Origin of the sequence: Roseibium sp. HPY-6, assembly GCF_040530035.1 — a bacterium.
Taxonomy (GTDB): Bacteria; Pseudomonadota; Alphaproteobacteria; order Rhizobiales; family Stappiaceae; genus Roseibium.
Window position 1 is genome coordinate 714,166 of record NZ_JBEWCD010000001.1, and the last position, 22,041, is coordinate 736,206.

Annotated in this window: 22 protein-coding genes; 15 read left to right on the top strand and 7 right to left on the bottom strand. The window is 55.9% G+C overall.

From position 1 onward, the window contains the following. Positions 1-183 precede the first annotated feature (183 nt). From ABVF61_RS03445 to ABVF61_RS03460, 4 genes are read right to left on the bottom strand one after another with little or no spacing between them, the layout of a single operon-like run. Positions 184-912, bottom strand: a complete 729-nt coding sequence (locus ABVF61_RS03445) for a MotE family protein (RefSeq protein ID WP_353992130.1) — start codon at positions 910-912, stop codon at positions 184-186. Further along, positions 909-1,490, bottom strand: coding sequence for a DUF6468 domain-containing protein (locus ABVF61_RS03450; protein ID WP_353992131.1), 582 nt, complete (start codon positions 1,488-1,490; stop codon positions 909-911). The genes ABVF61_RS03445 and ABVF61_RS03450 overlap by 4 nt, the downstream gene beginning before the upstream one ends. After that, the gene (gene fliM / locus ABVF61_RS03455; protein WP_502949943.1) at positions 1,487-2,683 is read right to left on the bottom strand and encodes a flagellar motor switch protein FliM; all 1,197 of its coding nucleotides are present in this window, start codon (positions 2,681-2,683) and stop codon (positions 1,487-1,489) included. Before fliM ends, ABVF61_RS03450 begins: the two co-directional genes overlap by 4 nt. A 47-nt stretch (positions 2,684-2,730) precedes the next feature. Beyond that, positions 2,731-3,243 (bottom strand): flagellar basal body-associated FliL family protein, encoded by a 513-nt coding sequence (locus tag ABVF61_RS03460; protein ID WP_353992133.1) that lies wholly within the window; start codon positions 3,241-3,243, stop codon positions 2,731-2,733. Between the two features lie 280 nt (positions 3,244-3,523). On the opposite strand from ABVF61_RS03460, the gene flgF reads away from it, so the two are divergent. From flgF to ABVF61_RS03485, 5 genes are all read left to right on the top strand, one after another. Further along, positions 3,524-4,264, top strand: coding sequence for a flagellar basal-body rod protein FlgF (flgF, locus tag ABVF61_RS03465; protein ID WP_353992134.1), 741 nt, complete (start codon positions 3,524-3,526; stop codon positions 4,262-4,264). Positions 4,265-4,286: 22 nt separating this feature from the next. Beyond that, entirely contained in the window at positions 4,287-5,069 is a 783-nt protein-coding gene (flgG, locus tag ABVF61_RS03470) for a flagellar basal-body rod protein FlgG (protein ID WP_353992135.1), read from the top strand. A 15-nt stretch (positions 5,070-5,084) separates the two neighbouring features. Further along, positions 5,085-6,068: a flagellar basal body P-ring formation chaperone FlgA gene (gene flgA, locus ABVF61_RS03475; RefSeq protein WP_353992136.1), complete on the top strand. Its 984-nt coding sequence runs from the start codon at positions 5,085-5,087 to the stop codon at positions 6,066-6,068. After that, complete coding sequence (gene flgH, locus ABVF61_RS03480; protein WP_353992137.1) at positions 6,068-6,817, top strand: flagellar basal body L-ring protein FlgH; 750 nt, start codon at positions 6,068-6,070, stop codon at positions 6,815-6,817. Before flgA ends, flgH begins: the two co-directional genes overlap by 1 nt. 368 nt (positions 6,818-7,185) lie before the next feature. After that, positions 7,186-9,168 (top strand): bifunctional 2',3'-cyclic-nucleotide 2'-phosphodiesterase/3'-nucleotidase, encoded by a 1,983-nt coding sequence (locus tag ABVF61_RS03485; protein ID WP_353992138.1) that lies wholly within the window; start codon positions 7,186-7,188, stop codon positions 9,166-9,168. 99 nt (positions 9,169-9,267) lie between these two features. Here ABVF61_RS03485 and dksA read toward each other — a convergent pair whose 3' ends face one another. Together dksA and ABVF61_RS03495 are read right to left on the bottom strand one after the other, a co-directional pair. Next, the gene (gene dksA / locus ABVF61_RS03490; RefSeq protein ID WP_353992139.1) at positions 9,268-9,684 is read right to left on the bottom strand and encodes an RNA polymerase-binding protein DksA; all 417 of its coding nucleotides are present in this window, start codon (positions 9,682-9,684) and stop codon (positions 9,268-9,270) included. A gap of 162 nt (positions 9,685-9,846) precedes the next feature. Continuing rightward, on the bottom strand, positions 9,847-10,269 hold the full coding sequence (locus tag ABVF61_RS03495) for a flagellar assembly protein FliX (protein WP_353992140.1): 423 nt from the start codon (positions 10,267-10,269) through the stop codon (positions 9,847-9,849). 319 nt (positions 10,270-10,588) lie between these two features. On the opposite strand from ABVF61_RS03495, the gene ABVF61_RS03500 reads away from it, so the two are divergent. From ABVF61_RS03500 to flaF, 10 genes are all read left to right on the top strand, one after another. Further along, a complete protein-coding gene (locus ABVF61_RS03500) occupies positions 10,589-11,734 on the top strand; it encodes a flagellar basal body P-ring protein FlgI (RefSeq protein ID WP_353992141.1) in 1,146 nt (381 codons plus the stop codon). Continuing rightward, on the top strand, positions 11,734-12,045 hold the full coding sequence (locus tag ABVF61_RS03505; RefSeq protein WP_353992142.1) for a rod-binding protein: 312 nt from the start codon (positions 11,734-11,736) through the stop codon (positions 12,043-12,045). The genes ABVF61_RS03500 and ABVF61_RS03505 overlap by 1 nt, the downstream gene beginning before the upstream one ends. Then, a complete protein-coding gene (locus ABVF61_RS03510) occupies positions 12,042-12,536 on the top strand; it encodes a flagellar protein FlgN (RefSeq protein WP_353992143.1) in 495 nt (164 codons plus the stop codon). Before ABVF61_RS03505 ends, ABVF61_RS03510 begins: the two co-directional genes overlap by 4 nt. 217 nt (positions 12,537-12,753) lie before the next feature. Next, a complete protein-coding gene (locus ABVF61_RS03515; protein ID WP_353992144.1) occupies positions 12,754-13,149 on the top strand; it encodes a hypothetical protein in 396 nt (131 codons plus the stop codon). Positions 13,150-13,504: 355 nt separating this feature from the next. Then, positions 13,505-14,632: a flagellin N-terminal helical domain-containing protein gene (locus ABVF61_RS03520; protein WP_353992145.1), complete on the top strand. Its 1,128-nt coding sequence runs from the start codon at positions 13,505-13,507 to the stop codon at positions 14,630-14,632. A 230-nt stretch (positions 14,633-14,862) separates the two neighbouring features. After that, a complete protein-coding gene (locus ABVF61_RS03525; RefSeq protein WP_353992146.1) occupies positions 14,863-15,990 on the top strand; it encodes a flagellin N-terminal helical domain-containing protein in 1,128 nt (375 codons plus the stop codon). 290 nt (positions 15,991-16,280) lie between these two features. After that, a complete protein-coding gene (locus ABVF61_RS03530) occupies positions 16,281-17,771 on the top strand; it encodes a flagellin N-terminal helical domain-containing protein (protein WP_353992147.1) in 1,491 nt (496 codons plus the stop codon). Positions 17,772-18,064: 293 nt separating this feature from the next. Next, the gene (locus ABVF61_RS03535) at positions 18,065-19,558 is read left to right on the top strand and encodes a flagellin N-terminal helical domain-containing protein (RefSeq protein WP_353992148.1); all 1,494 of its coding nucleotides are present in this window, start codon (positions 18,065-18,067) and stop codon (positions 19,556-19,558) included. A 91-nt stretch (positions 19,559-19,649) separates the two neighbouring features. After that, on the top strand, positions 19,650-20,144 hold the full coding sequence (gene flbT / locus ABVF61_RS03540) for a flagellar biosynthesis repressor FlbT (protein WP_353992149.1): 495 nt from the start codon (positions 19,650-19,652) through the stop codon (positions 20,142-20,144). Then, on the top strand, positions 20,074-20,406 hold the full coding sequence (gene flaF, locus ABVF61_RS03545; protein ID WP_353992150.1) for a flagellar biosynthesis regulator FlaF: 333 nt from the start codon (positions 20,074-20,076) through the stop codon (positions 20,404-20,406). Before flbT ends, flaF begins: the two co-directional genes overlap by 71 nt. 94 nt (positions 20,407-20,500) lie before the next feature. Here the strand turns inward: flaF and ABVF61_RS03550 are convergent, their stop codons facing one another. Further along, the gene (locus ABVF61_RS03550; protein WP_353992151.1) at positions 20,501-22,036 is read right to left on the bottom strand and encodes a flagellin family protein; all 1,536 of its coding nucleotides are present in this window, start codon (positions 22,034-22,036) and stop codon (positions 20,501-20,503) included. Positions 22,037-22,041: the final 5 nt, after the last annotated feature.

The following is a 22,041-nucleotide window of genomic DNA, read 5'->3' on the forward strand; positions in this document are numbered from 1 at the left end:
TCTTAACGTGCCCTTACGCGAGCCCTTCAAATCCGAATGGTTCGGTCGGATTTGCTTGGGATAAGTGCAAAGTTTCTCGGATAGGAATTTCGATCGGCGCCGCTCCAGGCATGCGCCTGGTTCAAGCTGTTGTCTGGAACGTGATCTGGACCCACGGCTACCTCCGCGCTCTACAGAATGTCGCTAGTTCGATGGAATTTTCGGCAACATCTCCTGCGCCGGTGCTTTTGCCTGCATGGGCTGCGCAACAGGCGCTGGGGCCGAACTGTTGCTGGCTATCGCAACCGTCAGTCGTTCAGCTGCCTCCGGAGACATTTTCGCGAGGATGTCAGCCATCTTGCGTGGTTTCATCTGACGCACGACTTTCAACAAGATAGGCAGGCTCAAACGGTCGAAAATACGCGCTGCGTCTTTCGGCTTCATCGTCTCGTACATGGTGACAAGCCCGGCCACCTCGTTCTCTTCTTGTTGTTTCTTCTTTTCGACAGCAGCTTCAATGCGCTGTTCAAGTTTCTTCAGTTCATCGACGCGTTTTTGAATCCGCTCTTCGGTCGCCTGAAGCAGCTTCTCACGCAGGTCGAGCTGACCTTCCTGCTCCTGTAAAGTCTCACGGCGGCGTCCGAGACTTTCCAGGACGGCACGTTCGGCGGCGGACCCGCCAATTTCCAGGGTGTCCGGCAAGACCGGCTGGGCCGGCAAAGCTGGTGCCGGTGTCTCGGCATCGACCGGACCTCCGGCTATCTCAGCCGTCATTTCATCATCTCCGCCAACATCGGAGGCAGCCGTTTCCTGTGCGACCGCGCCGTTAATGGGCAAGTTGCCGCTGTCCGCCCCGAAGGTCAGACCAAGCAGCTTCAAGGCAAGCAATGCGCTCGCGGAAACACCCAACAACGGCAGCAGTCTCAAATTCATGCGGCAGCACCATTTCGTCTGCGGAACTGTTCAAGTCGTGCGGTTGCTTCTGCCGCCGCACTTCTGATGTCTGCCGTTCGACTTGCCCTTTTCCGTTCCGGCTCATGAGTCACAGGCGTTGGAACGGGTTGGGCCGGTTGCGCCGGATACGCAGCGGCATGCTGCTGTGTATATGCGGCGGGTTCGGCGGGCGACCGTACGGCGTAAGCATCACCTTGAGGTGCAGCTTGCTGATGTGCAGAAGCGGCCCTCGCGGCCTCCGCAATCTGGGTAATTCTGGTAAATATTTTCTCACCCTCGCCGATCTGTTCAGCGAGATTGCCCGACATGGTTTCCGCTTGTTTAAGGCGGCTGCCGAGCACCTTGTCTGCTTCGGAGGCCGTTGTCTTCAGACCGAGAATGGCGCGTTCCGCAATTTCAGTTGCCGTCATGAGTTCCGAGATGGTCGCACGCAAGACCTCCTCGTCGGCCCTGAGGCGCTGAAGACGCCGGTTCAGCATCCAGCAATATCCGATGGTGATAAGCAACAGAACCGCGACCAGACCCTCGATGATCATTCCGATTGGCAGTGTGCTCATGGTTGCTCCATTTCGTTTTGCATCGCACGCTCGAAGGCCGCAAGGGTCATCTTTGGCTTGCGCAAGTTCTTGGCGACTCGAATGGCAATGGAATCCTCGACCTTGCCGAGTGTGCCCTCGGTTAGCGGAACATTGCCGCACTTGACTGTCACGGGATCGGCTGGGTCGACATCAAAGACGAGGGTTTGACCGATATCGAGACTGAGCACGCGGCTTAGCGGCAGATAGGTCTCATGCAAGACGGCATCGACTTCGACCTCCGCGGCGTAGATTTCGCTCGCCAGGTGACCTTCCCAGATCGGATCTCGGCCGAATTTCTCGCCCATGAACATCTGCAGGAGGAGATCGCGGATAGGCTCCAGTGTTGCATAGGGCATCATGATCTCGACGGAGCCGCCGCGATCTTCCATGTCGATACGCAGTTCGACGAGGATCGCCGCGTTCGCCGGACGGGAAATGGCGGCAAACCGCGGATTTGTCTCCAACCGTTCCAGATTGAAGTGCACCGGTGACAAAGGCGCAAAGGCCTGCTCGGCATCCTGGAGAATAAGCGCAACCATCTGCTGCACGAGGCCGGTTTCGATGGTCGTATAAGGACGGCCCTCGACGCGAACGGCGGATGTACCGCGGCCGCCTCCAAGAAGAACATCGATGATGGAATAGATCAGGCTCGATTCAACGGTGATCAAACCGAACCCGTCCCATTCCTCAGCTTTGAAAACGCCCAGAATTGCCGGCAAGGGAATTGAATTGAGGTAGTCGCCAAAGCGTACCGAACTGATCGAATCCAGCGACACTTCAACGTTGTCCGATGTGAAGTTCCGAAGCGAAGTCGTCGTCAGCCGCACCAACCGGTCGAAGACGATTTCGAGCATCGGCAAACGCTCGTAAGAGACCATTGCCGAGTTGATCAGTGCGCGAATCCCGCTCTGATCGCCAGCGATCGTGTCTTCAATGTTGAAGCCGAGGAGGTTATCGATTTCCTCCTGGTTCAGAACACGATCGGCACCCCGGGTCGCGTTCTCCAGGTCGGGCTCGCTGTCATCGATCATCGCCGCCCATTGAGCGGCCATATCATCCGAACTGCCGGCACCCTGTTCTTCAAGCGCAGCGCCCCAGGCCGCGGCTAGGTCGTCATCGTCGTCCCCACCCGCACCCTGTTCAGCCAGAGCGGCACCCCAGGCATCCGCCATGTCCTCTTCGGACAGATCGTCGTCGTCGCTATCAGCCATTCGTCATGTCACTGAACAAGGATTTCCTTGAACAGAACCCCTTCCACTTTGGCCGGATAAACCGACAAATTGATCCGTCTGAGCAATTCTTCCTTCAAACGGAACAAACCGGCGGACCCTTCCAGGTCGGCTGGGCGTAATTCTCGCAGATAAATCTGGAAAGCATCGAGAATGCGCGGCAAGAACGGTGAAATCTGATCGATCATCGCCCGGTTTTCGACTTCAAGTGCAATTCGCACTTTGAGATAAGTCGTCCGCCCGTCCGTCGCCAAGTTTACGGTCATTTCCGGCAGGTCGTAGAAAACCACCGGTTTTTGAACCTCAACCGGCGCCGCGCCTTCGCTCTGCATTTCCATGGGGGCATTGCTTCCCATCAGGAAGTAATATCCGGCGCCACCGGCAGCAAGCAGGACGACCAGACCGATACCACCAAAAAGAAAGAGCTTTTTCTTTCCGCCAGCGGGCGCTTTTTCGGCCCCTTCTTCGACCACATCTCCGGCAGCTGCAGTTTCGTCAGCCATTCCGAACTCCGCTCATATCAGGCGCTCACGCGCGATATTTATTACTAAAGAGTTAATGGTTAACGAATGGTTACCAGCCCATTAACGCGAGTCACCGGGCAAAAATTGCCAAGTGGTTAACTTCTGCCGGAATCTCTTGCCGCACGCACCCTTGCCTTTTGGCTTTTACCCAGTTTTCCCAACGATTTAAAAACTGGCACGCCGCGTGCATTAACCTTAACGAGCCCGCCGGTCTGGGGAGACAGGCAGGCTCTTCGGGGAGCACAAAGGGACCGTTCGAATGGAGAACGCACTACTTATCGGCCTGTCGCGACAAACCGCTTTGCGGAATCAGCTCGACGTCGTCGCCAACAACATGGCGAATATCAATACGTCGGGTTTCAAGGCTCAGAACCTTCTGTTTGAAGAGTATATGATGCCGATCGCGGAAGCGACCGAGTTCGAAACACCGGACGAGACACTGTCTTATGTCCTCGACTACACTTCGCACACGGATTTCTCAAACGGCAGTTTCAGAACAACCGGTAACGAACTGGACCTTGCGCTCGAAGGCGAAGGGTTTTTTGTCATGCAGATGGCCGACGGCACAGAGGCTTATACGCGCAACGGCGCGTTTCATCTGGATGCGGACGGTCAGCTGGTCACGTCTGAAGGACGGCCGGTCCTGACCTCGGCTGGTCCCGTTACCTTCACACGCGAAGACGGCATCATCGAGATTTCAGAGGACGGTACGATCGCGACCGAACTCGGTGTTCGCGGCCAGGTGCGGGTCGCGACTTTTGAAGATCCGCAGGCGCTGGAAAAGCTCGGGGAGACCGCCTTCGTCGGTGAGAACCCCCAGGTCCCCGCTGAAACCAGGATCGTGCAAGGCGCATTGGAACAGTCGAATGTGGACGGCGTGTTTGAAGTCACGCGACTGATCGAGATCACAAGATCCTACGAAGCTGTATCGAAGATGCTGAAAGACGCAGATGAGTTGCGTCAGCAGGCCATTTCGACACTCGGAAAAATCCAGGCCTGAACGGCACTAGGGAGCTAAGACAATGAAAGCACTCCAGATCGCCGCCACCGGCATGAAGGCGCAGGAACAGAACGTCGAGGTCATCTCGAACAACGTTGCCAACATGCGCACCACAGGCTTCAAGAAGCAACGGGCCGACTTTCAGGATCTGCTCTATCAGAACCTGCGCAGAATGGGCACGGAAACCTCCGACGCAGGAACGATCGTTCCGACCGGCGTTCAGATAGGTTCTGGTGTCAAACTCGCTTCGACCGCGCGGATCATGTCGCAGGGCTCGCTCGAACAGACCGACGACTCGCTCGACATCGCAATTCGCGGAGAAGGTTTCTTTCAAATTGACCTGCCGGACGGAACGACCGGATACACGCGCGACGGATCTTTCGAACGCGACGCTGACGGGCAGCTTGTGACCGTCGACGGTTACACCGTCAATCCGGGCATTACGATCCCCGAGAACATTCAGGATCTGACCATTTCGAACGACGGTTCCGTGCAGGGCGTCGACAACACGGGCACGACGCAGCAACTCGGGCAGATCCAGTTGGCCCGTTTCGTAAACAAGGCCGGCCTGGAAGCGATCGGTGATAACCTGTTCCTGGAAACCGATGCAAGTGGCGCAGCGGAATCCGGAAACCCGAGTGATAACGGCTTCGGCAGCCTCCAGCAGTATTTCCTCGAAATGTCCAACGTCGATGCGGTGACCGAGATCTCGGATCTGATCGCCGCCCAGCGCGCCTATGAGATGAATTCGCAGATCATCCAGGCTGCCGACGAGATGTACTCGACAACCACCAACCTTCGCTGACACAGGATCGTTGAGATGATGAAACACCTTTACAAAGCTGCCATCGGCCTGCTGCTAACGGGTTTCGCCAGCGGAGCTGTGTTGGCAGAAGAACCGCCGGTCCTGCGCTCGCAGGTCATGACCCTTTCGGAAATCGTCACCGTCGGAGACTTTTATTCCAACGCGGGACTGCATGCATCGAAGCCGCTTTTCCGCTCACCCGACATGGGGACATCCGGAAATGTCGCTGCCAGCATCGTCGCCGAGCGCGCCCGTGCGGCCGGTCTTGAGGCTGCGGGAACCGACGGTCTCAGGAGCGTTGTCGTACACCGCGGCGCAACCAAAATAGATCGCGACCAGCTTGAAAGCCTTGTTCGCAATGCATTGGCGGGGCGCAACGCCGCGCTCGCCCCGGACGCTCTGGATGTCAGACTTCTGCAGGCACCAGACCGCGTCCTGGCCGATCCAAAGGTTGCCGACCCGATCCGGTTCGATCGTATCGAGTGGTCGGAAACGAACGGACATTTTGTCATCCAGGCGTCTGTTGCGATCGAACACGGAACTGAGCGTCTGACACTTTCAGGCGTTGCACATGAGATGGTCGACGTCACCGTACTCGCCCAGCCCCTGCGCCGCGGCGATCTCCTGAAGGAAGAAGATCTGACAAGCATTCGCCTCATGCGGTCAAAAGTTCCCGCCGGAGCGCTGCTTGCTCCTGAAGAAATCGTCGGCAAGGAAGCGAAAACCAACATTCGCGCCAACACCCCTCTGTCACATCGAAGCTTCCAGAGACCGGTGCTCGTCAACCGAGGCGACAAGGTCACGGTCACTTTCAACATGCCGGGCGTGAAACTCACATCGCGTGCCAAGGCGCTCGATCCCGGTGCCAAGGGCGACGTCATCGACGTGATGAACCTCCAGTCGCGCCGCATCGTTCCAGCGACCGTTACATCACGCGGACAGGTGCGTGTTCACGCCGCCAATCCTGTCGTCGCCAGCTTGAACAGCGAGACCAACTGATGCAGAAAAACCATTATCGCCAACTGCTTGCAAGCATCGCTCTGGCAGCGCTTGCCGCGGGATGCGGCACCGCAGACCAGCTCGCGCAAGTCGGCCAGCAGCCTGCCCTGAACGCGATTCAGGACCCGACCACAACGCCTGGCTACCGGCCGGTGCAAATGCCGATGCCGGAACCGCAACAGGTGCACTACAACCCGAATTCGCTCTGGCAGTCCGGAAGCCGCGCATTCTTCAAGGATCAGCGCGCCAGCCAGGTAGGGGACATCCTGACCGTGGTCGTGACCATCGACGACGAAGCCGAGATCGAGAACACAACCGAACGCAACCGGACAGAATCGAGCGGAGCGGGTGTCGGCGGCGCGCTTGGCACGGCGATCGACACAATCTTCCTGCCGGCAGGCACGGCTGCCAGCGACCTTGCAAATGTCGGCAGTAACTCAAGCTTCCAGGGCGCGGGAAGCGTCGACAGGGAAGAAACACTGCAAACGCAAATCGCAGCGGTCGTTACCCAGGTGCTTCCGAATGGCAATCTCGTAATTGAGGGCAGGCAGGAAGTCCGCGTGAACTTCGAGGTCCGGGAGCTGATCGTCGCCGGCATCGTCCGGCCTGAAGACATCACCGCCAACAACCGCGTTGCCAGCGAACAGATTGCCGAGGCGCGGATAGGCTACGGCGGCAGAGGCCAGATCACGACAGTCCAGCAGCCGCGTGTCGGCAATCAGGTATTGGACATCCTGCTGCCGTTCTGATCCGGGCCACTCAGACTTCAGTCCCCCGGCCAGCCTCAGACAGGGTGTTCTAGAAACCCTGTCAGTGGCGGCTGATGACGGGCACGGCATCTCGCTCCCCGAGTGCCGTGCCCGTTCTCTTTTCGGGCGTGCGCGCTTATCCAGGGTGTCTGTGGTCCGGGATCGAAATGAAGGACAGTATTCTCAGAGCGGAAGTTCTTCGCACTGGGGCCGCCTAAAAAAATCCAGTATTGTCTGTCTGGTTGTCACAGGACTGTAATTCAACCGAAATACCTGACGCTGCTCGGACCGCGCGAAGCGTTATGGGTCTTTCCCTTGCTCCCCTGGTGCGCGTCATTCAAGCGATTTAGCTGAACTGGAGAAAAATCATGCCAAATGTAAAAGACTTTTCCCTCTCACGGCGGGATCTCCTCCTGGGTACGGCGGCGGCAAGCGTGGCGACAACACTGCATCCCTACTCTGTGCTCGCGGCAGAAAATTCAGCGCATATTCGCCTGATGGAGACCACGGATCTCCATGTCCATGTCTTTCCATACGACTATTACGGCGACCGACCGATCGACACAGCCGGGCTTGCGCGCACCGCGACCCTCATCAGACAGATCCGTAACGAGGCGACAAACTCCGTGCTTGTCGACAATGGTGACTTTCTGCAGGGCAACCCCATGGGTGACTTCATTGCCTATGAACGCGGCATGCGGGACGGAGACATTCACCCGGTCATCAAGGGCATGAATGTGCTGGAGTTCGATGCCGCCGCGCTCGGCAATCATGAATTCAACTACGGTCTGGATTTTATGATGAAGGTCATGGCCGGAGCGAATTTCCCGGTCGTCTGCGCCAATCTCGTCAAGGGTACGACGCTTGCGGCAAGTGCACGCGAAGATTCGCTGTTCATGAAGCCGTATGTCATCCTCGAAAAGGATATCCAAGACGGCGCCGGCAACACGCACCCGATCAAGATCGGTTTCATCGGCTTTGTTCCTCCGCAGATCATGAACTGGGACCGTCGCCATCTGGAAGGCAAAGCAAACGCGCGTGATATCATCGAAACCGCAAAGGCGTTCGTCCCAGAAATGCGGGAACAGGGCTGCGACCTCGTCATCGCCCTTTCTCATTCCGGCATCGACGCCAATGACTATGCCGAAGGCATGGAAAACGCTTCTCTCCATTTGGCCGCGGTCGGCGGCATTGACGCGGTTTTCACCGGTCACCATCACCTGACATTTCCAGGCCCGGATTATGAAGGACTGCCGGGCATCGACAGCACCAAGGGAACTCTTTTCGGAAAACCCGCCGCGATGGGCGGTTTCTGGGGATCTCACCTTGGCGTCATCGACCTGATGCTGGAACGGGACGGAAATAGCTGGCGCATCGCCAACTTCCTGACCGAGGCGCGCCCGATATTCAAGAAAGACGGACGCGACGTGACGCCACTCGTGGAAAGCCAGCAGGATGTGCTCGACGCCGTCACTGAAGATCACGAGGCAACGCTTGCCTATGTCCGCCGGCCGGTGGGCAAGACATCTGCACCGCTTCATTCGTATTTCGCGCTTGTTGCTGACGATCCAAGCGTGCAGATCGTTTCAAATGCGCAGACCTGGTACATTGAGCAGATGCTCAAGGGCACCGAATGGGAAGAGCTGCCTGTCCTTTCAGCTGCGGCCCCCTTCAAGGCCGGAGGCCGTGGTGGCGCCGACTATTATACAGACGTGCCGGTCGGTGACGTCGCGATCAAAAATGTCGCAGACCTTTACCTTTACCCGAACACGGTAAGAGCGGTGGCCGTCAAAGGCAGCATCGTGAAGGATTGGCTGGAACGTTCCGCCGGCATCTTCCTGCAGGTGGAACCTGGCAAGCCGGATCAGCCGCTGATCAATCCGGAGTTTCCGAGCTACAACTTCGACGTTATCGACGGCGTCACGTACGAAATCGACCTGACGCAGCCTTCCAAATACGATCCGCAAGGCGAATTGATCCATCCGGATGCGAATCGGATCACCAATCTTGAGTTCCAGGGCGAACCGCTGGATTTTGACCAGACGTTTATCGTGGCAACCAACAACTACCGGGCCGGCGGCGGTGGCAACTTTCCAGGCATCAGCGACGATGTCGTCGTTTTTGTCGGCCCCGATACCAACCGCGACGTTCTGGTGCGCTTCATCGTCGACAAGGGAACGATTGACCCTGCAGCGGACACCAATTGGAAGTTCAGCCCGGTGCCAGACACCACGGTCCTGTTTGAAACCGGTCCGGGAGGGACGAAGCACGCCACGTCGGTTCAAGGCGTTCGTATTGAGCCGGCAGGCGACGGCGCAGACGGTTTCGCCAGATACAGGATCACGCTCTAACCGGCAATGTCGACAAAAAGAAAAAGGCCTTCCTGGATCAGGAAGGCCTTGAAGTCCCTGGAACCTGCCGCAGAAGATGCAGGTCAGCCGTTTTGGAAATCAATCGTCGCGATATACTTTCTCGCGACGCTCATGCGCCTCCTGAGCCTCGATCGAAAGCGTTGCGATCGGTCTGGCTTCCAGGCGCCGCAGGGAGATCGGTTCACCGGTCTCCTCGCAATATCCATAACTCCCGTCCGCAATTCGTTCCAAAGCATCGTCTATCTTTGAAATGAGTTTGCGTTGTCTGTCCCGGGCGCGCAGCTCAATGGAGCGGTCTGTTTCAGACGACGCGCGGTCGGCAAAGTCGGGGTGGTTCTGGCTCTCTTCCTGAAGGTTCGTCAAAGTCTCTTTGCTTTCCTTCAGGATCTCGTCTTTCCATGCAAGCAGCTTGTCTCGAAAATACTCGCGCTGCCTGTCGTTCATGAACGGCTCGTCGTCCGAGGGTCGATAGTCTGACTCAATTTCAACCGTCATCGATAGCTCCGGATTACCGTTAGGCAGCGCGCAATATATAGCCGGTTCTGTCAGCCGACAACGGTTCATTTCTGAAAAATATCATTAAAAAAAAGTTATATCTTTCAAATTGTTGAGACCCAATAGCACCATTTTACTGCAAATTAATCACGATTTTCGCCGTCACGTGTCCGTGAAACGTCCAAGCTTGGCGAGTTCAACTTTGACCCGCAACTCGATCTCTTCGAGAACCGAATCGATCCGGTCGTCTCCACTGGTCTGCCGGTTTGTAAGCTGGCTTGAAAGCACCTCCAGGCGGTCTTCTGAAACAACGCCCGCCAACAGGTCAGCCCGCACCGATTCCAGTGTATCGAGCAATGTGTGCCCGTACCTTGCTGCTTTGGAGCGGCGCTCTTCGCGCGCATCGACTTCCTGCAGTGCCAGCAAAGCATCCATGCCCTGAATTGCAGTGCCACCGGCAACCTGAGCAGACTGCGTAACCTCGCCTCCCATGTCGGGTGTAAACTGTTCAGTGCCGGAAGGGGTCTGCTTTTTCGCTCCCCTGCCCTGTACACCCGTGACGGGTTTGTTTCCTGTTATGCGCATGATCATGTTCCAGTCCGGCGGATTTCAGGTTCTGCCGGCACTCTCCGGATCTATTCAAGCCTGTCAGAATCTGCCGGGAAGAGTACGTGAGTCCGTGCGAAGGAGGCAATATTTGCCTGCCGACAATAAGGATTGATTAACTCAATTCGAAACGAAACGGCTGCGCCAATCCGAAACACGCCGGGATTTACTCGGTAATTCAGTCATTTAGTTTATTGTAGCTGACATAGACCCGCAATGGCACGCCTTTCGCATAACGCAAAAGCAAAGTGTGTGAGCCGGCGATCTGGCCGAAGCAAAAGAATTGGACCGGGCTAAAATGCGAAAACTGGGCGGGAACTTCATCAATCGGTTGCGGCGGCTTGTCGGCATTGCCGCGCTCGCCCTGGTTGGAGCAAGCGTCGGCCTCACATCTGTTCAGGCAGCCTCCCGCATCAAGGATATTGCGGACTTTGAAGGCATCCGGGAAAACCAGCTCATCGGTTACGGTCTGGTTGTCGGCTTGAACGGCACGGGCGATTCCCTCAACAACACGCCGTTTACCCAGCAAAGCCTCCAGGCAATGCTGGAGCGCCTTGGTGTCAACACACGTAATATTGCCCTGAACACCAATACGGTCGCCGCGGTGATGGTCACGGCCAATCTTCCACCCTTTGCGACACAGGGCACACGGATTGATGTGAACGTCAGCGCGCTCGGGGATGCGGATTCGCTTCAGGGCGGCACGTTGCTGGTTACGCCGCTGGTCGGTGCGGACGGCGAGGTCTACGCCATCGCGCAGGGCTCGGTGGCCATTGGCGGTTTCTCGGCACAGGCGGATGCAGCGTCCGTGGTCCGGGGCGTACCGACAGCCGGACGGATTGCCAATGGCGGTCTTGTGGAACGGGAACTGGAATTCAGGCTGGCCTCGCTGACGTCGCTCCGCCTTGCGCTGAGAAACCCTGATCTGACAACAGCGCGCCGTGTTGCCTTGTCGATCAATGAGCTGATCGGAATGCCGACGGCAGAACCGCTCGACCCTGGAACAGTACGCCTCGATCTGCCGCAAAGCTACGACGGAAACATCGTCGATCTTTTGACTGACATTGAACAGCTGATCGTTGAACCCGATCTCGCTGCGCGGATCGTCATCGACGAGAATTCGGGCATCATTGTCATGGGCCAGGACGTGAAGGTGTCCATGGTTGCCGTCGCCCAGGGAAATCTGACGGTGACAATCGCGGAATCACCGCAGGTTTCACAGCCCCTTCCCTTCAGCGACAATGGTCAGACTGTTGTGGTGCCAAGATCAGAGGTTGGTGTGGATGAGGAAGGCACGAAGCTGGCGATCGTTCCGGAAACCATAACGCTGAAGCAGCTGGTCGACGGGTTGAACGCTCTGGGCATCGGTCCCCGCGACATGATTTCGATACTTCAGGCGATCAAGGCGGCAGGTGCGCTGCAAGCAGAAATCGAGGTGCTGTGATGCTGCAGTCCGTTGCACCGCTTACCAACCAGGCCGATCCTTTAAATGCCATCCGGGGCGTCGACACATCCAACAAGAGTGCCGTGCGCGAGGCTGCCGAGGAATTCGAAGCAGTGTTTCTCAACACAATGCTTCAGAACATGTTCACCGGATTGAACGAAGGTGGCACCTGGGGTGGTGGAACCGGCTCAGACGCCTGGCAGGATCTGTTGATCGACGAATATGCGCGTTCCATCTCCAAAGCAGGTGGGATCGGCCTTGCCGACAGCGTTGAACGTGAACTGATTGCATTGCAGGAGGGGGCACTATGACCGCACAGCCAAACACCAACACTCTTCCGTTTTCGCTGGACCGGCCGACAAGCAAACAGGATGCCGACAACTTCTGTTCTGCGCTCTCCGGCACAATGGAAGCGTTGCTGTCCGTGATCGAGATGGAAACCGATCTGGTGCGTGCCGGCAAGTTGAAGGAAGCCGGGGAGCTGCAGCCCGACAAGGCGCGCCTCATACATGAATACACACGAGGGATGATGGCTGCGAAGGAACACGCAGTCGCCCTCGGCAATCTCTCTTCCGCCGCCACCCAGGCCCTGAGACGCCAGCATGGAGAATTTCAGCCGGTGCTGCGTATTAACCTGGCTGTCCTGTCGACAGCGCGAGATGTTGCCAACAATCTCGTCTCGACAGTGGCAAAAGCGGCAGGCGCCAAGAATGCATCGGCTCCGACCACATATGGCCGCGACGGTGCAGCACCTAACGGTCCGCAGTCAGCAAGGGGCATCGCCGTCAATCAGGCGCTTTGACAAACAGGCCTGCACTGGAATGCATTCTAAGACCTCCCTGCCCGGGAGGTTTTTTTTCGCATTCGGGTCGAAAGAAGATGGCAAACGCGAATCAATTACCTGATTCCCAAATCAGGTGGCCCGGCAATTTCTAATCATTTCGTTAACAGAAGATTCATTTCCTTGCATTATGTTCGGATTTGTACGGGTGTTTGTTTTGAGTACCCCGGAGGAAAAGATGTTGGACACGGGAATTGCCCGGCCGCCATCGCCGACGTACACGGCGATCACGCCGGTAACGCGGGCTCCGGAAAAGACCGAGCCTGCAGCCAGAACGGAATTGCCGGCACGGGAAACCGTTGCCCCCGCAACAGATTCGGCTGAGAGCCAGAGCACCGCGCAAGACCGCCGCGACGGCAAATCACTCTTTGAAAGCACGACACCGCAACTGGACCGCCGAAACGTCGTCGATCCGGAAAGCAACAGTGTGATCTACATGGCCACAAACACCGACACCGGTGAAGTGGTGCGCCAGGTTCCAAGCGAAACGCTCCGTCGATTGCGGGCGTATGCCGAGTCGATTGAAACCCAGGCAACCCCTGCCTCCACGTCCAATCTGCAACGGACCGTGTAGTCCAACACATCAGGCGCCCTCTTCGTAAGTGACGAGGGCGACTCCCCTTTCCGCGCTTGCTTGCGCCGGCGAACTCGCCTCCTCCCAAAAAAATCCACGCCGAGACTGGAATCCGCTATCGTTTTCAGAACGATACGCCATTTCTCGTACGTTGATCTCAAGGTTAAAATTCAGAGTTAAAATATTCCAAATTCCTCGATTAACCAGTTAACCAAATATGTTTACGATATTCATTCACGAATACTTTAGGTTAAATCACGCTAACCAAATAAATTATCATTTAATACAATATCGAACGCCAGAGTTCAGATGCCATTCAGGAAGAATGGTATTTTACAGCAGAAGGAACTCTGTAATGACTGGAATTACACTCTCCAGTGCGGTGCGCACGAACCTGAATTCTCTCCAGGCAACGTCAAGCCTTATGAGCGCTGTTCAGGAAAGACTCTCCACAGGTAAGAAAGTGAACTCGGCGTTGGACAACCCGAATTCGTTCTTCACTGCTCAGGGTCTTGAAAACCGTGCAAGCGACCTCAGCACCCTGCTCGACGACATGGGACAGTCCATCCAGGGCCTGAAGGCCGCTGACAAGGGCATTTCCTCGATCTCAGATCTGGTCGACGCAGCCAAGGCGAAAGCCAACCAGGCTCTCCAGACCTCAAGCCAAACCGAACGCGCCCAGTTCGCGACGGAATACAACGAACTCCTCGGACAGATTGAAGATCTGGCCAAGGATGCCGGTTACGGTGGCAAGAACCTTCTTGGCGGAACGGGTAACGATCTGAGCGTTGTTTTCAACGAAGATGGAACGTCCTCGCTGTCGATCTCGGCCGTTGACTACACCGACACAACATTGTCGACTGGTCTGAACCTGTCCGATCTGGCAACCGCGACAACCGGCACGGCGACACTCGCAGTCACCGGTACGGCCGCTACCACGCTTGATTCAACAGCAAACTTTGCAGCCGGCGATACGCTTACGTTCACTGACGCAAATGGCAGCGAACTGGCAACGCTGGAAATCACGGCAACGACCACGATCGCAGATCTGGAAGCCGTTTACGACGGTATCGACGGTGCAAGCGCATCGTTCGCCTCCAACTCGCTGGCCGTAACGTCGGAATTCAGGCTGACGACAAGTTCCACCGACGCAACGCCGGCGGACTTCACGACCAACGGCACGGACTCCGGCTTTGCAACGGATACGTCGATCGAATCCACTCTGAGCTCGCTGAAGAGTGCCCAGGATACGCTGCGCGCCCAGGCATCGACCTTTGGTACCAACCTCTCCATCGTTGAAAACCGTCAGGACTTCACCAATGCCCTGATCAACACGCTGGAAGAAGGCGCAGGCAAGCTGACGCTGGCAGACACCAATGAGGAAGGTGCAAACCTTCTGGCGCTGCAGACACAGCAGACCCTTGCATCGACCTCGCTGTCACTCGCAGCGCAGGCTGACCAGAACGTGCTGCGTCTCTTCTAAGAAGAGCTGTTGCACGGACATCGCGTCCGATTTGAAACATCGATGCGGCGGGCAATGTACCGCCGCATCTCATTTTTAAGATATGAAACACAACTTGCCTTTAGTTACAGAGTGTTAAGGTTAAGTCACGCTAACCAAATATCTTTAGAGCTTGTTTTCAAATTCAGCCGTTTGATGAGCGTCGAACCCAGGAAGGGTTCTGTATCTCGTATTCCTAGAAGGGAAACAAAATGGCTGATATTACTCTTTCGAGTGCTGTGCGCTCGAACCTCAACGCGCTTCAAGCAACGTCCAACCTCATGTCCTCCGTTCAAGAAAAACTTGCAACGGGCAAAAAGGTGAATTCGGCTCTCGACAATCCGAACTCATTCTTTACGGCGAAAGGTCTTGAGAACCGTGCAAGCGATCTCAGCACCCTGCTCGACGACATGGGACAGTCAGTCCAGACACTGAAAGCCGCCGATGAAGGTATCGGTGCGATTTCTGATCTGGTCGACGCGGCAAAAGCGAAAGCCAACCAGGCCCAGCAAACTTCCAGCCAGACTGAACGCGCTCAGTTTGCGCGGGAGTATAACGAGCTTCTGACTCAGATCGAAGATCTGGCGAAAGACGCTGGTTATAAGGGCAAAAACCTGCTCGGTGGCACAGGTAACGATCTGAGTGTGACCTTCAACGAGGACGGCACGTCCTCGCTGTCGATCTCCGCTGTCGACTATACCGACACCTCCATTTCAACGGGCCTGAACCTGTCCGATCTGGCAACGGCGACAACCGGCACGGCAACACTCGCGGTCACCGGTACGGCTGCCACCACGCTGGATTCAACAGCAAACTTTGCAGCGGGCGATACGCTTACGTTCACCGATGCAAACGGCACCGAGGTGGCCTCTCTGGAAATCACCGCAACGACTACGATTGCGGATCTGGAAGCCGTTTATGACGGAATCGACGGCGCAAGCGCAGCGTTCGCCTCCAACTCGCTCGTGGTTACGTCGGAATTCCGGCTGACGACAAGTTCCACCGACGCAACGCCGGCGGACTTCACGACCAATGGTACGGACTCCGGCTTTGCAACGGATACGTCGATCGAATCCACTCTGAGCTCGCTGAAGAGTGCCCAGGATACGCTGCGCGCCCAGGCGTCGACGTTTGGTACAAACCTTTCCATCGTTGAAAACCGTCAGGACTTCACCAACGCCCTCATCAACACCCTTGAAGAAGGCGCTGGCCAGTTGACCCTGGCAGATACCAACGAGGAAGGTGCGAACCTTCTGGCTCTGCAGACCCAGCAGTCACTGGCATCGACCTCGCTGTCACTCGCAGCGCAGGCCGACCAGAACGTGCTTCGACTCTTCTGATCCAGAAAGCACTTTCGACAACACGGAAAAGGCGGGCTCAGGCCCGCCTTTTTTGATTCCTGCAAAGACTCGCTCAAGCAGCTCTTTATTGCGACCTCCTCGCCTCTTTACGATTTTGCTCGCAATCGCAGATTCCCGCCGATTTTCCCTTCCCGCTCAGTACGTTAAGACCCCGTTAACCGTATAATGCCATCCAATTAACCAATGATTAGGGTTAACAGGAGATGATCCTAATCAACCTGCTCAGGAAGAGCGGAAGTACAGTTTGACCCAGGAAAGGGATATCTACGATGAAGGACATCACCCTGTCAGCTGCCGTGCGGCAGAACCTTCTCACACTTCAATCCACCGCAGACCTGATGTCCGGCGTCCAGAACAAACTGGCGACTGGCCTCAAGGTCAATTCGGCTCTCGACAATCCGAACTCCTTTTTTACGGCATCGGGTCTGAACTCCCGCGCCAGCGATCTGAGCAACCTGCTCGATGACATGGGCCAGTCCCTCCAGACGATCAAGGCGGCCGACAAAGGTATTCAGACGATCACCGATCTGGTCGAATCCGCAAAAGCGAAAGCCAATCAGGCCCTGCAGACGCAAAGCCAGTACGAGCGCAAGACCTTTGCCGGTCAGTACAATGATCTTCTTGAGCAAATTGAAGATGTTGCGAAAGACAGCTCTTACAAGGGTAAAAACCTGCTTGGCGGTGTCGGTAACAATCTGACAACGATCTTCAACGAAGACGCCACGTCGAAACAGACCATCGAATCCGTCGACTACACCGACACATCCCTGTCCACCGGCCTGAACCTTACGGATCTCGCGGAAGGCCAGGGATCGACCAGCACACTTCAGCTGCAGGGCGGAAAGGTAACATTGGCACTGGCAGATGGTGGCGGTGCTGCTCTGAACAGCAGCTCGACCCTCGCCGACGCGACCTTGGTTACATCGACAACCACGACGCTTTCGTTTGTTCAGGACGTCACAACGCCCGTTTCCCTGGGTGCGGTCACAGGCGCTTCGAGTGTTCAGGACCTTGTCGACGGACTGAACGCACTGTCCGGTGTACGCGCCGAGTTCGACAACGGCTCTGGCGAACTGACGATCTACAGTAACGAAGACTTCTACATTGGAAACGACGCTGTCGGCACATCCCTTGTCGGCTCGTTGGTAGACGCAACGGCCTTCGGCACCACAACGGCACTGCTGACCGAGTCTGGCTCCTATGCCGTAGGCGACACGCTGACCCTGACCGACGGCAATGATTTCGAGCTTGGCTCATTTGAAATCGAAGCTGACAGCACCGTAGACGATCTTGAAAACTTCATCAGCGACTTCAACGGCGTTTCCGCAAGCTTCAGCAGCACATCCGGCCGGATCACAATCACGTCGGAAACAGACCTGACGCTGACAAGCGACAATGCGGACTTCAATGCCACCGGGTTCACGCAGGATACAGATGGTATTGTTCTTGAAGCGCTCTCCGACTCAGGATTTGCGACTGACAGCGACATCAACCGCGTGGTCGACAGGCTGAATACGGCGCTCTCGAACCTCCGCTCACAGGCATCCGAGTTCGGTACCAACCTTTCAGTTGTTGAAATTCGTCAAGACTATACAAAGACGATGATCAATACTTTGCAGGAAGGTGCCGGCCTTTTGACCTTGGCCGATACCAACGAGGAAGGTGCAAACCTGCTGGCACTTCAGACCAGGCAGCAGCTGGCTTCAACCTCACTGTCCTTCGCATCGCAGGCGGACCAGACAGTGCTATCCCTCTTCTAAGTCAAGAAGAATCAGTCAGACGCACGACTCACAAGCTGACAAACAGAAACGGCGGGCTCAAAGCCCGCCGTTATCGTTTTATGCGCCGGATGAAGTTTGAACTCTCAAAATTTTTCTCATATCTTTCAATTACTTAAAAGAAAGCTTTTGGTAACTTTTATTTATATCGCGTTAATCAGCGAATGACCGATTAACTTTCCCTTCAGAATTACGTCAATTGTGCGCGCTCAACTTCGGCAGCCTTCGAGAAGCACTTTCGGCGGATACTGAACTTAGGAAAGCGGTGAAGTCTGATGTCTGATATTGTTCTATCAAGCGCGGTTCGGGACAATCTTCTGTCACTCAAGCAAACGGCAGATCTTCAATCGATTACCCAGACACGTCTCGCTACGGGCCTAAAGGTCAACACGGCGCTCGACAACCCGAACTCCTTCTTCACGGCGCAATCTCTGAACGACAGGGCGAGCGACCTGGCGAACCTTCTCGACAACATGGGTCAGGCGGTTCAGACCATCAAGGCAGCTGACAAGGGTATCACGTCGATAACCAAGCTCGTTGAATCGGCAAAAGCTATCGCCAACCAGGCACTTCAGACATCCAGCGAATTCGAACGCAAGCAGTTCGCCACGCAGTATAATGACATTCTCGAGCAGATCGAGGATATGGCGCGCGACTCCAGCTATAAGGGCAAGAACCTACTCGCCGGCCCCGGCAACGAATTGGAAGTCATCTTCAATGAAGACAGCACCTCCAATCTCACTGTTGAACCCGTGGACTTTACAGACACGACCCTCGACGATGGCCTGAATCTGGATGATCTGGACACCGGCGGAACGGGCACGGCCTCGTTCAACCTGTTCGGTGGTACGGGAACACTGGCGCTCACAGGGTTGCAAGCTTCCTCCAATCTCACTGACCTTGGCGACTGGGCCGCAGGTGACCAAGTTACGATCACGGACAGTTCCGGTACAACGACGTTGACGGTGGGAACGGACATTACAACTGTTCAGGACTATGTGGATGCGCTTAACGATCTGAACGGAGTGCATACGACCTTTGACGAGTCGACCGACTCGATCAACCTGACAAGCGGTGTCTCCAACCCGATCTACATCTCCAAGAACGCCGCAGGTGGCGGTACGGCAACCAACGGTGGCGCAACCGGCGGCACAACGACGTCCCTGACGGTTTCCTCGCTGAGTTCGACCGCCACGCTCATATCATCGGGCAGCTTTCAGGCTGGCGATACCATCACGATAACGGACGGCAACGGGTTCGAGCCGGCTTCGATCGAAATCGATGATGAAACAACCGTGAGCGATCTTGTGAGCTTCATCGATAACGTGAAGGGCCTGGACGCCTCTTTCTCGGGTGGTAGCATCAGTCTGATTGGCGAAGTTTCTTTCGATATTACAAGTAGTAATGCGGATTTTGATCGAGCCACTCTTGCCAGCGCCAACGGAACTGTAGGCCTGACAGCGGCAGCGTCGGAGTTCAAATCAGATACGGATATCGACCGAACGCTCCAGGCGATCAATGCCGCTCTCGATGAGTTGCGAACGGCAGCCCGGTCGATGGGGACGTCGCTGTCAACTGTGGAGATCAGAACAGACTTCACACAGAACATGATCAATACGCTCGAGGTGGGCGCGGGTGAGCTTACGATTGCTGACATGAATGAAGAAGGCGCCAACATGCTTGCACTTCAGACGCGGCAGCAGTTGTCGTCGACAGCGCTCTCCCTCGCGAACCAGGCAGATCAGAGCGTCTTGAGCCTGTTCGGTTAACACCCGGGATGAAAAGCATTAAGGTATCGGGGACTACCGTTAACCAATTCGTTAACGTTTGGAAGCGATACTCAAGCGTGGAGGGCACGGAATGGCGCTCAAGGTCGAGCTAAAACCGGGCGAGAGGATTATCATTGGCGACAGTGTCATCACGAATGACAATCAGCGGACCCGCCTCTTTATCGAAGGCCAGGCTCCCATTCTGCGAGAAAAAGACATTCTCACGCCCACGACAGCGGACACACCGGCAAAACGCGTCTATCTGGCCGTTCAGCTCATGTACCTGTCTACGGATCTGGAGAGAATTCAGGAGAACTACTTCACTCTCGTCAACGATATAGTGAAAGCCGCGCCGAGCACGATCCCTTATGTCACAAGGATTAGTAACGCGATACTAACCGGCGCCTTCTATAAGGCATTGAAAGAAGCACGCAAGCTCATTGAGTATGAAGGGACGCTGATCGGTCATGTACAAGCAGGCAGCGCAAGCTTACCAGAAAACGAGTCAGGTGGCGATGTCACCGAGAGAGCTGGAAGCGAATCTGCTGATGAAAGCCGCAGCCCGGCTGCAGCTGATCAAGGATGAATGGGAACAGTCCTCGCTTGCCGAGAAAGACGACGCACTGGTCTACAACCGCAAGCTCTGGAGCATACTCGTAACCTCGGCAACCAGTGATGAGAGCCAGTTACCTCAAGACATCAAGAACAACATCGCATCGCTTGCGGTATTCGTTTTCAAGCAGACGATCACGGTCATTACGACAGATGATGCGGAAAAACTGAATTCGCTCATAAACATCAATCGGGCAATCGCGGAAGGACTGCGCGCCCGTGCGGACGCCGAATAGGCCTCCCCTTCCCTAAAATTGAAAGAAGCCGGTGCATAACGCGACCGGCTTTTTTGTTGTTCAGAGCCGCCAGTGGTGTGGCAGCGAGAAGAGACTAGAGATAGTCGGACAGGCTCAGATTGAAGATAATTGACGAGGCACGATAGGAAACCTCGATGTTGTTCTGCAGTTGCAGAATTTCGGCCGCTACCAGATTTTGATCGATCGCCTCTATGTCGGCGATCGTTCCCTCATATGAGCTTTTCATTTGCACATGCCGTTCGCTCGTGAGGGAAACCGTTCTATGCGTTATGGCTATGTCCGTGGTTATGTCGACAATCCCCGACTGATCGACGCCCACAGGCTGCAGGATGCTGCGCAGATTGGCTGAAAGTTCATTGTAGTACTGTTCGTCGGTGTTTGTTCCGCCGGAAAAGTCAGCCGCCACAAAGGTCGCCAGGGACTGCACAAGCTCTTTGAGCGCAGTTTCGTTCGCTCTCACGCCGTATTGTGCCGTCAAGTCCGAGTCGATTACGGCGTTCTTGTCAGCGCGCGGATCTGTTGTGCTGGTGTTCCGGCCGGAATACCACTCGAGTGTGGTTGACGCGCCGGATGTCTGCGTTGTTGCCGTCGTATACGGCGGGCCGCTGACGCGAAGCGGAACCTCGCCTGAAAACGTTGTAAAGAACTCGTCTCCTGCCCACTCGTCCGAAACGGCACGCAGCGTGGTTTGCGCCTCATTTTCGATTTCCGCGGTCAGCGCAGTCAGCAGGTTCTGCGCGGTTTCCTCCAGATCCGCACCAACCGCAAACGTGCCCTCTGCTTCGTTTGTGGAAGCAGCCGTCAGTTCAATCGACACCGTGTCTGTGTGGGTCGGAGGCATCGTCAGGTTGACGGTGATCGTTTCACCAAGGTTTGGCTGCCCGGTGAACTGAACGTCAAAGCTATCCGGATCCGCGGCCAGAGGCCCGGTGATCGCCGCGTTTGTGAGCGTTGACGTGACACTGGAAATGTCGAAGCCGAAATCGTGTGCTCCGTCTTCTGCGATCGTAAATGTCGAATCCGTCGGCACAAGACCGGCATAGTTCGTCGTCAGCGCGGAGATTGTCAGCCGGCCGTTGTTAGCCGCTCCAAGGTTTGCCTGCGAATATTCACTGATGTAGCTGCGCAGTCCGTCCGCGCCTGTGGTGCCGTCCAGGATCGCGTCGAGGGCCGCGACCGGATCGGAAATCGAATCCGTTCCACCGAAAATATAGTAGCCGGCAATCTCCGTGTTCAGAATGTTCAGCGTTTCCGTCAGCAGCAGTTCGGCGCGTGATTGTGTCTGGGTCTGACCATCGCTCTGAATGATAAAATCATTCGTATCCATTGCAGACTTGGAATCCTGGCGTATGGACTCAAGGCGCTCAAGCGACAGGGAGAGCGTTTCAAGATGGAGGTTCGAGATGGTTATGGTTTCCTGATAGCTCTCGATCAGACTGACCTTCTGGGTCAGCTGGATGTCCAGCAACCGGCTATCCCCAATCTCTCCGTAGGTCGTACCGACTTTTCCGGTGGCAAGCTGTGTTGTCTTCTCAGACAGCTGGTTGTTGAGCGCGCCAAGCTGCTGGGTGAGATAAGACCGGGACGTTGTGATCGTCGAAAAAGTCATTGCGC